This is a genomic window from Bacteroidia bacterium, assembly GCA_025056095.1.
Classification (GTDB): Bacteria; Bacteroidota; Bacteroidia; order JANWVE01; family JANWVE01; genus JANWVE01.
Map to the genome: position 1 here is coordinate 1 of JANWVW010000015.1, position 13,473 is coordinate 13,473.

17 protein-coding genes are annotated in these 13,473 nt (G+C 35.6%); 7 read left to right on the top strand and 10 right to left on the bottom strand.

What is annotated here, in order from left to right; genetic code table 11:
* Positions 1-106: 106 nt before the first annotated feature.
* A complete protein-coding gene (locus NZ519_02260; protein MCS7027564.1) occupies positions 107-1,312 on the bottom strand; it encodes an O-antigen ligase family protein in 1,206 nt (401 codons plus the stop codon).
* 23 nt (positions 1,313-1,335) lie between these two features.
* On the bottom strand, positions 1,336-1,986 hold the full coding sequence (locus NZ519_02265; protein ID MCS7027565.1) for a YggS family pyridoxal phosphate-dependent enzyme: 651 nt from the start codon (positions 1,984-1,986) through the stop codon (positions 1,336-1,338).
* Positions 1,987-2,044: 58 nt separating this feature from the next.
* Between NZ519_02265 and NZ519_02270 the strand changes: the two genes are divergently transcribed.
* The 3 genes from NZ519_02270 to NZ519_02280 are packed head-to-tail and all read left to right on the top strand — an operon-like array spanning position 2,045 to position 3,701.
* Positions 2,045-2,527: a DUF6438 domain-containing protein gene (locus tag NZ519_02270; protein MCS7027566.1), complete on the top strand. Its 483-nt coding sequence runs from the start codon at positions 2,045-2,047 to the stop codon at positions 2,525-2,527.
* A 5-nt stretch (positions 2,528-2,532) separates the two neighbouring features.
* A complete protein-coding gene (ribH, locus tag NZ519_02275) occupies positions 2,533-3,012 on the top strand; it encodes a 6,7-dimethyl-8-ribityllumazine synthase (GenBank protein MCS7027567.1) in 480 nt (159 codons plus the stop codon).
* A gap of 41 nt (positions 3,013-3,053) precedes the next feature.
* A complete protein-coding gene (locus NZ519_02280) occupies positions 3,054-3,701 on the top strand; it encodes a hypothetical protein (GenBank protein ID MCS7027568.1) in 648 nt (215 codons plus the stop codon).
* A 1-nt stretch (position 3,702) separates the two neighbouring features.
* Here the strand turns inward: NZ519_02280 and thiL are convergent, their stop codons facing one another.
* From thiL to NZ519_02300, 4 genes are all read right to left on the bottom strand, one after another.
* Positions 3,703-4,746, bottom strand: a complete 1,044-nt coding sequence (gene thiL / locus NZ519_02285; GenBank protein MCS7027569.1) for a thiamine-phosphate kinase — start codon at positions 4,744-4,746, stop codon at positions 3,703-3,705.
* 68 nt (positions 4,747-4,814) lie between these two features.
* Positions 4,815-5,063 carry a type B 50S ribosomal protein L31 gene (locus NZ519_02290; protein MCS7027570.1) on the bottom strand — a complete coding sequence of 83 codons (249 nt, stop codon included), beginning with the start codon at positions 5,061-5,063 and terminating at the stop codon, positions 4,815-4,817.
* Between the two features lie 368 nt (positions 5,064-5,431).
* On the bottom strand, positions 5,432-6,304 hold the full coding sequence (locus NZ519_02295) for an RDD family protein (GenBank protein ID MCS7027571.1): 873 nt from the start codon (positions 6,302-6,304) through the stop codon (positions 5,432-5,434).
* A 3-nt stretch (positions 6,305-6,307) separates the two neighbouring features.
* Positions 6,308-6,730: a DUF1573 domain-containing protein gene (locus NZ519_02300; protein ID MCS7027572.1), complete on the bottom strand. Its 423-nt coding sequence runs from the start codon at positions 6,728-6,730 to the stop codon at positions 6,308-6,310.
* Positions 6,731-6,809: 79 nt separating this feature from the next.
* On the opposite strand from NZ519_02300, the gene NZ519_02305 reads away from it, so the two are divergent.
* Together NZ519_02305 and NZ519_02310 are read left to right on the top strand one after the other, a co-directional pair.
* A complete protein-coding gene (locus NZ519_02305; protein ID MCS7027573.1) occupies positions 6,810-8,021 on the top strand; it encodes a T9SS type A sorting domain-containing protein in 1,212 nt (403 codons plus the stop codon).
* Positions 8,022-8,162: 141 nt separating this feature from the next.
* The gene (locus NZ519_02310; GenBank protein ID MCS7027574.1) at positions 8,163-8,324 is read left to right on the top strand and encodes a hypothetical protein; all 162 of its coding nucleotides are present in this window, start codon (positions 8,163-8,165) and stop codon (positions 8,322-8,324) included.
* A gap of 31 nt (positions 8,325-8,355) precedes the next feature.
* Here NZ519_02310 and rplS read toward each other — a convergent pair whose 3' ends face one another.
* A complete protein-coding gene (gene rplS / locus NZ519_02315; GenBank protein MCS7027575.1) occupies positions 8,356-8,730 on the bottom strand; it encodes a 50S ribosomal protein L19 in 375 nt (124 codons plus the stop codon).
* A 106-nt stretch (positions 8,731-8,836) separates the two neighbouring features.
* Here rplS and rpmB point away from each other — a divergent pair, with 106 nt between their 5' ends.
* A complete protein-coding gene (rpmB, locus tag NZ519_02320; GenBank protein ID MCS7027576.1) occupies positions 8,837-9,076 on the top strand; it encodes a 50S ribosomal protein L28 in 240 nt (79 codons plus the stop codon).
* Between the two features lie 62 nt (positions 9,077-9,138).
* Entirely contained in the window at positions 9,139-10,623 is a 1,485-nt protein-coding gene (locus NZ519_02325) for a M24 family metallopeptidase (protein MCS7027577.1), read from the top strand.
* A gap of 22 nt (positions 10,624-10,645) precedes the next feature.
* Here the strand turns inward: NZ519_02325 and NZ519_02330 are convergent, their stop codons facing one another.
* The 3 genes from NZ519_02330 to rffA are packed head-to-tail and all read right to left on the bottom strand — an operon-like array spanning position 10,646 to position 13,449.
* Positions 10,646-11,353, bottom strand: a complete 708-nt coding sequence (locus tag NZ519_02330) for a GNAT family N-acetyltransferase (protein MCS7027578.1) — start codon at positions 11,351-11,353, stop codon at positions 10,646-10,648.
* 3 nt (positions 11,354-11,356) lie between these two features.
* Positions 11,357-12,304, bottom strand: coding sequence for a glycosyltransferase family 2 protein (locus NZ519_02335; GenBank protein ID MCS7027579.1), 948 nt, complete (start codon positions 12,302-12,304; stop codon positions 11,357-11,359).
* 2 nt (positions 12,305-12,306) lie between these two features.
* Positions 12,307-13,449 carry a dTDP-4-amino-4,6-dideoxygalactose transaminase gene (rffA, locus tag NZ519_02340; protein MCS7027580.1) on the bottom strand — a complete coding sequence of 381 codons (1,143 nt, stop codon included), beginning with the start codon at positions 13,447-13,449 and terminating at the stop codon, positions 12,307-12,309.
* Positions 13,450-13,473: the final 24 nt, after the last annotated feature.

A 13,473-nucleotide genomic window follows, 5' to 3' on the forward strand; every position in this document is an offset into this window, starting at 1 on the left:
CGTTAGCGAAGTACCGAAGCGAAGCGCAGTGCGGAATGCCCCGACCCTTGCGTCAGCAAGGGGCACGCCCAAAAAAAATAAAACTACTTTTTAGTCCATGTCAAATTCATTCATTCGTATTTTGAGGTTGCGATTTAAGTATAAAAAAGGTAAAAAAGGTCATAAAAGTAACTCCGATTTGCCTTTCTAAAATGGCTTCGGTAAGCATACTGGTCAGACATATTGTCCAAAATAGCATAAAAAGTAGATTTTTTCTATATGAGGCATACCACAATGGATAAATAACAACAAATAACAACGTACCTCCCCCTAATACCCCAAAAGCCAAAGTAAATTCTATAAATTGATTATGAGTATTGAGTAACAGACACTCCTGACAAGCATTAACCTGTTCATTTTGATACTGTTTTTTCATCTCATCTTCATTGTCCCCTATTCCTACTCCAAAAAGAAAGTTTTTTTTGATAATATGCCCCGCCGTTTTCCAAGCCACCAATCGTAACGAAATAGACCGATAGCTGATATTCTGCCCTTGCTGATATTTCTTCAAATCAATATACGTATTGACTACTCTATCATGAAACCCCCTGAATACAAAAGTGCTAAGCACAGGCACAACAACCAATAATCCCAACAGTATAATTCCCAACCTATATTTTTTATGTACAAAGATGTAGTACACCGCAAAAACAAGACTTGATACATATAAAGCTACTAAGCCTGTTCGAGCTGTAAAAATGTGCATGCAAATGGCAATGAATAGCCCCAACGCTAAAAGAATTTTTTTCTCTATCCGTTTCCACAAAATTACAGGATATTGATAGGCGTACACAGATGCCCAAACTGCAAAAGCAGCTATCATGCTGTAATAGATATGAGACATTTTAGGCTTTATCGGTACTTCTTTGGAATGAATGATATTGGCTGTAATTTCTTCGTAATGTAATAGGTAATTAGCTAAGGTTAAGCAAGCCGTAAAACTAACTGACAAAATAAATAAAACCCAAACCAAGTATTTTTCTTTTGAAGACAAATTAGGAAGATTGAGTAATGTAACAGGAAGCAAAATTAAAGGTAATTTGATGCGAATTTCTTTGAGCAGTTCGGGAATGTTTTCTGTATAAAAATACGAAATGAAATGAAGCACTAACAAAAAAGCAAAACCCAATGCCAAAGGATTACGAATAAAGTTTCGTAGGTAGGTTTTCCAGTTTTTGCTTATCCACACAGAAGCTACTAAAATACCTACACTTATGCTCACCAACGCAGGCGAAGTAGTCAACCCTATGCCGATCCCAGATAGTCCTAACAAGGCAAAGTATTTTCTTTTTAGGTTCATTTTCTTTCTCCGAAAATTTTAGTTCCTATTCGAAGCATATTTGCACCTTCTTGCAAAGCAATTAAATAATCCGAAGACATGCCCATAGAAAGTATAGAAAATTCTGGATACTTTCGGTACAACTGTGCTAGGCTTTGAAATTCCTTACGAATAATTTCTTCATTTTGAGTGAAGGATGCCATTCCCATTAGCCCTAAAATTTTGATATTTGACTGTGCTTTTGCGTATTCGTACAATGTTTCAAACTCTTCCCATTGGCATCCACCTACTTTTGTTTCTTCAGGCGAAATAGCAACTTGGATTAAGCAAGGTATTATTCGGTTATATTTTTTAGCTTGTTTTTGAATTTCATCGCACAAAGACTTTCTATCTAAGGTATGAATGAGATGAATGAACGGCGCTATGTATTTAACTTTGTTAGTCTGTAAAGCACCTATACAGTGCCAATGAATATCCTTAGGCAGCTGATGATATTTTTGTATTAGTTCTTGAACGTAGTTTTCTCCAAAATGTCTATGTCCTGCTTGGTAGGCTTGTTGAATTTTTTCCAAAGGTTGATTTTTAGAAACTGCAACTAAGGTGTAAGAGGAAGACCTTAAATACGTTTGAATTTCTTGATGAAGTTGTGCTAAATTTTGAGCTATCATTCTACAAGCAAAATTAAGTTTTTTTTGTACGATGAAGCTAAGTTTGTATTTTAGCCGTATGAAAGTTATAGTATTGACTTCTTTACTAACTATGTGCTTATTATTTTCAGAGTCTTGTGCGCAGGAGGTTAAAAAACTAAAAAAGAATACTTTAATAATTACTATTGAACGAGAGTCCTGTCGTGGATTTTGCCCTGCGTACAAGATGACTATTTACGGCGATGGTACGGTAGAATATGAAGGTAAGCGAAATGTAGACAATATAGGTAAGTTTGAAAAGAAAATACCTAAAAGTAAGGTACAAGAATTACTTAAAGCTTTTCAAGAAGCTAATTACATGAATTTGGAAGATGTGTATGACGACCCTTCTACTGCGGATGCTGTAGCAGTCTACACTAGTATTAAGTTTGTAGATAAAAAAGATGGAAAAGAAAAAAGCAAGTCTATTAAAAACCGAATGGGAGGTCCTCAAGCCCTTAACATTTTGCAAGATAAGATAGATAGCATTGTAGGTAAAGAAGGTTTTAAGAAAAAGTCATAGTGGGTATGGCAACACATATATTTGAAAAAAGAAGCTTATCTATTCCCGAGCTATCTCATCGATATTTTAGCATTGTATATAGCGAATGGAACAAGTCTATCACAGAGAAATTACTTGAAGGGGCTAAAAAAGCTTTTTATGAGTATGGCATACAGGACAAAAGAATTATGGTTTCACGTGTACCTGGGGCTTACGAAGTACCGATTATGGTTAAACATATCCTTCATAAAGCGTATTTTCCTGTTTCAGGAATAGTGGCTTTGGGATGTGTTATTAAAGGGGAAACAAACCACGATGAATACATCAATCATGCAGTAGCTCAAAAATTGATGGACTTGTCTATTCAATACTGTATTCCTATCACTTATGGAATGGTAACTACTTTTAACATAACCCAAGCTGAAGCCCGAATATCCAAAGGATACGAAGCTGCACTTTCTTTGCTGTACCTATTAGATGAGATGAATAAAGTTGCGCGTGCATAGTTAATTTGGCTAAAAAATCTTAGCTTTGTAGTAGTATTTATATGCTAAAATATCGGGCTTATACGGTTTTATTGTATCTTTTTTTTTCATTTTATGTGTCTGCGCAGAACTATCTGGATGTCCTCAATACAGATACTGCATGGCGCAAGAAGGCTTTATCTATTCTTCAAGACTACGCTAGAGAAATAAAATTAGAGCACAGAGTAATAGACTACGGAATTGTAGGCTCATTTGCCCAAGGAGTGGCTCGAGGCAAGGATCACCCTAAGCCCTCAGATATTGACTTTATTTTGTGGATAAAAAATCTCTCTGCAAGAGAATTTGATAAAAATGTTATTTTATGGTTCAGTCCTGTAGATAAATACTGTGCGAGATTAAAAGAAGAGCTTGACTTACCTATAGAAGCTGCTATTATCGTAGCTTCAGATAAAACTCGTTGCCCCAACCAGCCTAATGCCATATTTTTTTCTTTGACAGAGAATAAATTATACAACAGACCTAATAATGCGCCCCGTAATGTAAAACTGATTTATCACAAAGGGACTTGGTACGCTTTTGAACGCGAAAAATGGAATAATTTTACCAAAAACTATACAGATAAAAGTATGCTAAAAACTAAACTTTTAAAGGATGGCAGGTTGGCTTATTTTCACACTAAAGAAAAAAAGATCCTTATTGTATCTGAATGAATCAAAAGTGCTTCCACCCTTGTGCTTGAATAGGTACTAATGAACCCTGTTTGCTAAGCAAATTCACTCCTTCTGAAGAATCTGTAATATAACCAATAATAGACACATTCGGAATTTTTTTGACTATATCATGTGCTGTTACAGGTGCAGTAAATAGCATTTCGTAGTCCTCGCCCCCATTGAATGCAAATGTAACTGTATCTATCTTAAACTCCATAGCTACCTTTTGAGTTTGAATGTCAATAGGAATTTTATCTTCCATAATGCGAGCACCAACTTTACTTTGTTGGCAAATATGCAAAATCTCAGAAGCTAGACCATCACTAATATCTATCATAGAAGTAGGTTTGAAGCTATTTTGTCTAAACCAAGAAATTAGTTCTACTTGAGCGTGAGGCTTGAGCTGCCTACCTACCACGTAGTCATACTCTGCTAAATCAGGCTGTATGTTTGGATTTTCTAAAAATACTTGCTTTTCTCTTTCTAAAATTCTAAGACCTGCATACGCTGCCCCTAAATCTCCTGTAACGCAGATTAAATCATTTTTTTGTGCTCCATTTCTATACACTATTTGATTTTTTTCAACTTTACCTATTGCTGTTACACTGATACACATGCTGTTGCGAGTAGTAGTAGTATCTCCGCCTACTAAATCTACCGCAAAAGTACGGCAAGCAAATTCTACCCCTGTATAAAACTCATCAATCGCTTCCACACTAAAACGGTTATTTACACCTAAACCAATAGTAACTGCCGTAGGAATGCCATTCATAGCATAAATATCAGATAAATTTACTACAACAGCTTTCCAACCTAAATGCTTCAAGGGAGTATAAGAAAGGTCAAAGTGAACCCCTTCTATAAGCATGTCTGTACTAACCAAATAGTAAAACTGTTCATCACAGGCTAATACAGCTGCATCATCGCCAATCCCCTTGATGGTATTTGTATATTTCGGCAAAAAGTTTTTAGCAATACGCTCTATTAAGCCAAACTCACCTAACTTTTCTAGGGGAGTGAAAGGAATCTCTTTATCTACCAACATAATAACTTGAAATAAATAAAGGAAAGAACATTTTGTCCTTTCCTAAAAGGAATAATCCAACAATAGATTTATTTTTTCTTGTTGTAACGTTTGAGAAATTTATCTACACGACCTGCAGTGTCTACAATTACCTTTTTTCCTGTGTAAAATGGATGGGATTTTGATGAAATATCAATTTTAACAACAGGGTATGTGTTCCCATCTTCCCAAACAATAGTTTCTCGAGATGTAGCTGTAGATCGGGTTAGGAACTTATAATCGCTGGACATGTCCCAAAATACAACAAAATGATAGTCAGGATGAATGTCTTTTTTCATGGCTTTTCAAAAATGAGCTGCAAAAGTAAGAACTTTTATTCAAGTAGTCAAATAATGTTAGACTTTATTTACTCTTAGTATTTCAGGACTACCACTTTTTCAATTAGACCATCTAACTGCATGGAGGTACTTTTTTATACTACTGCTCATGTGATTAGCTTTTGATACTGAAAAAGAATTGCTATATTCCTGTTAAACTCCCTTAACTTCCCCAAAATCTGAATCTTTGAAATAAGCAGCAGCTGAACAAATCTACATGCTTGAACAAGATTAGATTGAAGAGACTCTTTCATACGAACTTATATTTTTAGAGTGGAAATTATCCGAAATCTTGAAATTCTAACTTTCCTTTTTTATCTCTTTATCCTTTATTTTATTTTTGAGTTTTTCTTGTTTTTGTATGGAGATAAATCCTCATATTTATAGGCGCGTAGGACGTCGCGAATAAAAAGATAGTATCCATTCATTTTTGTTTCTGGATCTATTTGATAAAAGTTGTATTGTGGTAAAGTATCTATAGAAAGGCGTTTGAGAATAGGCTTTACCAGCATTTGAACCAAGTCTAAAGCTCGAGATTGAGAAATTTTATTTTTAATCTCCCAAAATTCTTGCATCATAGCTAGTTCAGTTGTAGTAATTTGTTTATAGTCAAAAGGTAGGGTAGCATAAAACTGTGTAACATCAAAATTAGGGTTAAGTATGGGCTGTGGTGCAAGAACTTGGGATAATGTGATAGGTTTTTTATCTTTTACTACTAATGTATTTGCTGCTACATCGCCTACGCGCCGAGTATGGCGATCTGAAAGCATGTAAGCTATTCCTATTCCATATTGAATAGGAAAACTACAGTCTATTAACCGAGCCACATTTCTAAAAACAATTTGTGTAAAAGTTACAGGCAAACCGTTATCCTGTATAACTCGGATACCTACGTACCTTTTTCCGGGAGTTTGTCCTGACCATAGTGTTTCAAAGAGAATAAAGTATCCACTAAGCAAGTAAAAAGCCCCATAAATACAAAAAATAATGTATAAAACTATATCACGGGCAGTTTCATGAGTTATATATATAAGAACATAAAAAAGAACAAAGTATAGTACTCCTAGACTAATGTTCAAAATGAAAAAGTCTATCATGTAAGCCATAAATCGCGAACCTGGTGCAGCTAACTCATACTCTAATTGAATGTTTTCAGGAGTTTCTATGGTTAATTTTTCATAAGGTGAAGGGGTAATTTGCATACACTACTTTTTAGGTTTAGGAATAACTTCACCTTTTATAGTTAAGATAGTGATTTCAGGATTTGTGTTAGAACGAACGGTAACTGTTTTAGCTGCGGCTCCTGGTTTACCTTCTGAATTGAATTCTACTATAATTTCACCTTGTTCGCCAGGGCGTACAGGTTTATCAGAGAATTTAGGTACAGTACAGCCGCAAGAAGCTTCTGCACTCTTGATAATCAAGTCACCGTTGCCTGCATTTACAAATTTGAAACTATACTGCACTTTTTCTCCTTCGCTAATAGTGCCAAAATCAAATTCCTTTGTGATAAAGTTAATAATTGGCTGACCTCCGCTGGTATTTTGATTTTTATCCTTACAGGATACAAACGTAATGCAAATAGAAAAAACTAGAACACTTAGCCAATTGTTAAAGACAAGTCTCATATTTGCAAATTTACATATTTATCTCTTTTTCCCATGAATTGTTATTTTTTATATTTTTGTATAGTTGTGAGTTTTTCTTATGAAAAAAGCAGTACGTTTCATTTTCCTATTACTTGCTCTTGTAACGTGTTTTTTAGATTACGTTATAGCACAATCGGTTCCACCTAAACCTGCTTATCCTTTCAATATTAAGCAACTGCATTGTGGGCATAGTTTGACAGATCCTCTATTTAACCCTTGGCCTGGGCAGTACAATGGCTTAGTCGGTAGTTTAAACTCTGTTCCTGCGTGGATGTCATGGGGACTTTTTGTCGGTAGAGCTACTTTACCTGGAGCGTGGATTAAATTCCATTGGGATACTACCTTAGCTTGGTGTGGTATGGACCCATTAGTTCATTGCTATGAAGCAAATATGCGCCCAAAAGATGACATACATTTATGGGACTTGTTAGTGATTACTGAAAACATGGAAGGTCCGCTTAATCTCAATGCTAACCAATCTAGGGAGCATTTAACCTATTTTGTCAATAATTCTTGGCAATATGGAAAAGGAGGTACGGGGGCACCCACACTTTTATGGACAAATTGGGGAGGTTTAGATGGATCACCTTATTTTTTGTCAGGTTATGGAGTTCCTGAAAATCCTACTACTTACTCAGGATGGAGACAACTTTTAGACAGTCTTGAGCTTGGATGGCAAGCTATGCAAGACTATGCTAATGCCAACAGAATTTCAGGGTGTCCTTATGTGTATATCATACCTGGTAATCGGATGATGGCAAGGTTCTACGATGATATTCAAGCAAATTTAGTTCCTGGGGTAAGTAGTCCTAGCTACATTTTTACTGATGGGGTTCATCTAAACGACTATGGGGCTTATATGGTTTGTATGATACACTATGCATGCATTTTCAACGCCAATCCTGTGGGTCTAAGTAACTCTCTTTTACCAAGCATTACTGTTCCTCCTGCATTTGCTACTTATGTACAAAATATGGTTTGGAATGTGGTAACTAACTATTGCAGGTCAGGCTTATGTCATTTGACTAAAATACAAGATGATGAACATAGCAGTCAAAAAAGTATCACTATTTATCCCAACCCTAGTTCAGATTATATTTTAGTACAAAGTATCATGCCCATTAGTGAGCGAAATCCGATTGAGATTTATGATGTGGTAGGTAAACTTATTCGCAGAGAAACTTCTCATCCTGTGGATATTAGAAATATGCCATCGGGCATGTATTGGCTTAAATTAGGTAATTCTGTACAGAAATTCATTAAGAAATAGCAATTATTTTGTTGAAGTTTAGAGGGTAAGGGATTAGGTTAGAGTAAGTAAGGGAGAAAGTTTTTATCTTGGGCGCCCCGCGAAGCGGGGCGCCCAAGAATTTTCATAATCTTGCTCTATAAAAATTTTTCTGCGTGAGGCATGCGGAGGGCGTGCGTCAGCACGGTGCGCAGCGAAGCGAAGCACCGAAGCGATAGCGTAGCCCGTAGCACGCCGACCTTGACCACACAAGCGCAGCGAAGTGTGGGCAAGGGCACGCCCAAAAAAATAATTAAAATAAAAAACCTTACTACATTCAAGTAAGGTTTTTCACCGTTTTGATAAAAAATGAAAATTACATGCTTGCAGGACTAAGCTCCTCTGTTTTTGTTCTATCCTCTTTGATACGAGCCGCTTTACCTTGCAATTTACGCAAGTAGTACAGCTTAGCTCTGCGAACTGAACCTGCACGCACAAACTCTATTTTTTCAATACTCGGGCAATGCAAAGGAAAAACACGCTCTACACCTACACCGTTTGAAATTTTTCTAACTGTAAAAGTAGCGCCTGTTCCTATACCTCTGCGTGCTATCACAATTCCTTGAAATTGTTGTATACGTTCTTTGGATCCTTCTTTTATTTTAATGTGTACTCTTATCGTATCTCCTGCTTTAAAGGCGGGAATGTCTTTTCTGAGATATTCACTCTCTACTAATTTGATGAGGTCCATAAGCCAATAAAATAAGGACTGCAAATATATGCTTGGTATTTGGATTTTGCAAATTAACCATCCGAAAGACTTGTATTTTGAAAAAAAGTATTACTTTTGCAGTCGTATGGCAAGAGAATGTATCGTTACAGGTAAAAAACCTCGTGTAGGTAATAACGTTTCGCATGCTAACAACAGAACTAAACGCAGATTTGATATTAACCTACAAAGAAAAAAATTCTACATTCCTGAAACAGGAGAATGGATTACGCTTCGCCTTACCGCAAGAGCTATCAAAACTATCTCTAAAAAAGGTATTAGCGAAGTATTAAAAGAGCTTAAAAAACAGGGCTACGAGCTGGTTTAATGTACCTGTATTGTAGGTACGCGTTTGCTGTACTGTTAATCTTTATATTTAAAAAACCGTTATTGTCGCAGCCTGTCCACACTTCGTCTGAACTGTGGAACAAGCCTGAAGCACGTTTTTTTAAGCAAAAGAGAAACCAATTATGGCAATTACTACCTGAAAAGAGTGTTGCCATTTTTTTTTCTGAAGATCCTGATTTTTTCTATCTCACAGGTTATAAAGCAGAAAACGCTACTCTTTTTATATTCAAAGAACCACAAACTTTTGAACAAACTACTCAAACTGAATTTTTGTTTATCGCTGAACGAAACTCCTCCCAACAGGCTGGCTTATCTTATGATTTACCTATTGAGTGGATAGAAAAATTTAGTGGCATAAAACCTGTTTTTTTTCATTCTACTTTGCTCAAAAGTGATTTTGAAGGTAAGAAGTATCAAAAAATTTTGCTCAATCCGCAGCACGCTACTTCCCCAATTGCCCAAGAAATAAAAAAGCGTTGTGGAATGGAAGTAAATTTTGATCCCATTCTCAAACGTTTCTTAACTCAAATGCAAGATGCTAATTTTGAGTACTTTACTCAAAATATAAAACATGAATTGATAGCAGCACTATCTTATTATCCGCATTTGAGAGAAAATGAACTTTTACTTTTATCTCTACAAGCTAAAACAGCAGCAGAATGGGAGGGGCTACAGAAAAGAATTATCCAATACAACACTGATGTCTATTCTCTGTCTGATTTTATGAGCCTTTTGCATCAAAATAAAGATGATGATGAGCTTTTTTTGATTAAAAGGGCTACACAAATTGCAAATATATGTCTCAATGATATGCTCAAAAGTCTTCGCCCAAATGTATGGGAACATGAAATAGCTAGTATTGCCCACTTCTATACTCAAAAGTATGGAGCAAGGTTGGGCTACCCTGTTCAAGTGGCATCAGGAGAATGTAGTGTTATACCTCATTACATTGAAAATCACAGAAAAATACGAGAAAATGAATGGGTGAAGTTAAATGTATGCGTCAATTATGCAGGTTGGCAAGGTCTAGTGGTAAGAACTGTGCCAAGTAATTTGAAATTTACAGACAATCAAAAAAAATTGTATCAAGCTGTGTACAAAGCACATCAAGCAGCTTTGGAAAAATGCACCGCTAACGAAAAGTTTAATGCCCCTTACGAAGCAGCTATGCAAGTGCTTAAAAATGAATTTTTGAGTTTAGGTATTATCAAAAAAGCGGAGGACTTACGAAAGTATGTACAAGAGGAAGTCTGTCAATATATTGGAATAAGTTATCCCGAATCAGGTTTGTACACTAACTTCAAAAATAGGCAAGCTGTTACTGTAAGTATTGCGGTCAGCATTCCTGCTAAATCAGACTGTGATGTGAAGTGGTGGAATACAGGAATAAAGATATCGGATACGGTTATTATTTCTGATGCTGGACATCAAAATTTGAGCAGTACAGTTCCAAAAGAAATTTCAGATATAGAAAACTTAATTTATCAAAAACCTATTCTCAATGTTTCTCTTCCTGTTTTAGATTGATTACTGCCAAATAAAATTAAAGTTATAGCCATAAATGGTAAATGTGTTCAATTGTATCGACAGAAAAACCTACTTTTTCATAAAATTTACATGCATTTTGATTAGCTTTTTGAGTTACTACTTGAATGTAGGTATGCCCCATCTGTAAGCTTAATTCAAATGCCTTTTGGACTAATTGTTTTCCTACTCCTTCTCTTCTGTGCTGTGGATTAACTGCTAATATGCCTATGTCTGCACGATTATTTTTCTCGCCCAAAGTAAGCAAACCTACGGTTTCATTTCCCTTTTGGTAAATTATGACATGTTTAGCAATTTTTCCCTCGGTAGAGTTTTTAATCCAAACTTCATATAAACGTTGAAATTCATTGTTTTTAAAATTTTTGTCTATTTTAAATCGGGAATAAATACCGCTGTCTAAAGCTAATTGTAAAATTTGAGGAGTAGGGGTCTTTTCTTGATACAACTTTATAGAGGAAGTATATTCAAAAGGAGATTGAGGAATACGCTGACAAAAGGTAACTTTTTCATCTACTAAAATACCACCCATACCTTCAATTTTCTTTTCTTGCGGATGTTCGGGCACACAACGTATGTATAATAGCTTGTATCCTTCTTTGCGGGCATGTTCTATCCATTTTTCAGAAAATATGCTTTCTGTATGCAATATAATTTGACCGACTTTATATCCAAAAAATTCACTATCCCAAGATAAAAAGTTAATAACATCCATTGCTTATCGTTTTTCTTGTGTATAGGTTGTGTCCTGAATAATATACAGGGGTCTTTGTTTTACTCCCTCAAAGGTTTTACCTACGTACAAACCTACTACTCCCAAAACTGCAATAATTAGTCCTGAAAAAAACCATATAGAAATAATCAAGCTGGTGTAGCCCGGCACAATAATTTTTCCTAGCAGGTAGCGAACTAATGTAATTATCCCAAATAGAAATGCTATGGCAGAAATACTCAATCCAATTCTGATGATGATTGTTAGGGGTTTTTCTGAATAAGCTAAGATAATATCTACAGCTAGTTTGAGTAATTTTTTGAAGGAATACGAACTTTTACCTTCCTCTCTGGGGGCATGCTCTACGTCTATTTTAGTTTGTCTAAATCCTGCCCAATAAATCATGACAGGAAAAAAACGAATGTGTTCTCGCATACTTTTTACTACTTCAATTATTCTTTTGTGATAAATTCCAAAATTAGCCACAGTAGGATCATGTTTTATTCCTGTGAGAAAGGATAAAGTTTTGTAGAAGAGCTTTGAAAAGCTACGCTTAAAAAAATTATCTTGTCTATTGTGTCTGCGTGCTAAAACCACCTCATATCCTTCTAGTGCTTTTTGATATAAACGTGGAATTTCTTCGGGCTGGTCTTGTAAATCACAATCCATAACTACAATCCACTCTCCTTGGGCATAATCTAATCCTGCAGTAATCGCTCTGTGTTGTCCAAAATTACGACTGAACAAAATACCTTTTACACGTGCATTTTTCTGGGCTATTTCCTGAATAACCTGCCAAGAATTATCTGGGGAAGCATCTACCACTAAAATAATCTCAAACTGATGAGTGATTGGTAAAATTGCATTTTCTATGCGCTGTACTAGTTTAGGTAGTATCTTTTCAGCTTTGTAGACAGGACTTACAACAGAAAGCAATGGTTTTTCAGTATTCATATTTACAGTGCATTAAAAAATTCTTTAATGCTATCAATAACGAATTTTAAGTCTGTATCATTTAGCTCATAGTACAAGGGTAGTCGTAATAAAGTATCTGCATAGCGGCTTGAATGAGGTAAAATTCTGCCATCATGCTTACTTCTGTAATAAACAGATTGCTCCAAAGGTAAGTAATGAAACACAGCTAGAATACCCTTACCTTTAAGATAATTCGTTAAGGCAGTTCGTTCTTCAAGATTTCGGCATAAAATATAAAACATGTGATAGTTATTTGTTGCATAGTCAGGAATATAAGGTAAAGCAAAGTATCCTTTTTCTGAAAGGGGCTTTAAGTCTGCGTAATAGGTTTCCCATATATGTTTTCTTTGTTTTTGAATGGGTTCAATATGTTCTAACTGTGCATATAAAAAAGCGGCAATAATATCAGAAGGTAAAAAAGATGAACCTATATCTACCCAACCGTACTTATCTACCTCACCCCTAAAAAATTGTGAGCGATTAGTGCCTTTTTCACGGATAATTTCTGCCCGTTTAACAAATTTATCTTCATTGACTACTAACATTCCACCTTCTCCTGAAATGATATTCTTAGTCTCATGAAAGGAAAAAGCAGCCAAATGCCCAATGCTGCCCAATGGCTTTCCTTTATAGTAACTGTCTATAGCTTGTGCAGCATCTTCCACAACATACAAATTATACTTACTGGCAAGTTGTAAAACTGGGTCCATATCACAAGCTACACCTGCATAATGTACTACTACAATAGCTTTGGTTTTAGAAGTAATTAGCGGTTCTATTTGAGATATGTCCATATTAGGTTCATTGGGGCTACTGTCTACAAAAATAATTTTAGCCCCACGTAATACAAATGCGTTTGCCGTGCTAACAAAAGTATAGCTGGGCATAATCACTTCATCACCTGGCTGAATGTCTATTAAAATAGCCGCCATTTCTAGTGCATCTGTACATGAAGTAGTGAGAAAACATTTTTTGAAGTGATATTTTTGTTCGAACCACTCATGGCATTTTTTAGTAAACATTCCATCGCCTGATATTTTGCCTGATTGAACGGCTTGCTCTATATATTTGAGTTCATTTCCGCACAAATAGGGTTTATTAAAAGGAATTTTTATAGGTGTCATCTTGGCTGTAAAAATACACAGAAA

What these genes read in the sequence shown, in the direction of transcription:
- NZ519_02265 (MCS7027565.1), bottom strand. Translation starts at nt 1,986, where the DNA reads ATGATAGCTCAAAATTTAGCACAACTTCATCAAGAAATTCAAACGTAT.
- NZ519_02270 (MCS7027566.1), top strand. Translation starts at nt 2,045, where the DNA reads ATGAAAGTTATAGTATTGACTTCTTTACTAACTATGTGCTTATTATTT.
- ribH (MCS7027567.1), top strand. Translation starts at nt 2,533, where the DNA reads ATGGCAACACATATATTTGAAAAAAGAAGCTTATCTATTCCCGAGCTA.
- NZ519_02280 (MCS7027568.1), top strand. Translation starts at nt 3,054, where the DNA reads ATGCTAAAATATCGGGCTTATACGGTTTTATTGTATCTTTTTTTTTCA.
- thiL (MCS7027569.1), bottom strand. Translation starts at nt 4,746, where the DNA reads ATGTTGGTAGATAAAGAGATTCCTTTCACTCCCCTAGAAAAGTTAGGT.
- NZ519_02290 (MCS7027570.1), bottom strand. Translation starts at nt 5,063, where the DNA reads ATGAAAAAAGACATTCATCCTGACTATCATTTTGTTGTATTTTGGGAC.
- NZ519_02295 (MCS7027571.1), bottom strand. Translation starts at nt 6,304, where the DNA reads ATGCAAATTACCCCTTCACCTTATGAAAAATTAACCATAGAAACTCCT.
- NZ519_02300 (MCS7027572.1), bottom strand. Translation starts at nt 6,730, where the DNA reads ATGAGACTTGTCTTTAACAATTGGCTAAGTGTTCTAGTTTTTTCTATT.
- NZ519_02305 (MCS7027573.1), top strand. Translation starts at nt 6,810, where the DNA reads ATGAAAAAAGCAGTACGTTTCATTTTCCTATTACTTGCTCTTGTAACG.
- NZ519_02310 (MCS7027574.1), top strand. Translation starts at nt 8,163, where the DNA reads ATGCGGAGGGCGTGCGTCAGCACGGTGCGCAGCGAAGCGAAGCACCGA.
- rplS (MCS7027575.1), bottom strand. Translation starts at nt 8,730, where the DNA reads ATGGACCTCATCAAATTAGTAGAGAGTGAATATCTCAGAAAAGACATT.
- rpmB (MCS7027576.1), top strand. Translation starts at nt 8,837, where the DNA reads ATGGCAAGAGAATGTATCGTTACAGGTAAAAAACCTCGTGTAGGTAAT.
- NZ519_02330 (MCS7027578.1), bottom strand. Translation starts at nt 11,353, where the DNA reads ATGGATGTTATTAACTTTTTATCTTGGGATAGTGAATTTTTTGGATAT.
- NZ519_02335 (MCS7027579.1), bottom strand. Translation starts at nt 12,304, where the DNA reads ATGAATACTGAAAAACCATTGCTTTCTGTTGTAAGTCCTGTCTACAAA.
- rffA (MCS7027580.1), bottom strand. Translation starts at nt 13,449, where the DNA reads ATGACACCTATAAAAATTCCTTTTAATAAACCCTATTTGTGCGGAAAT.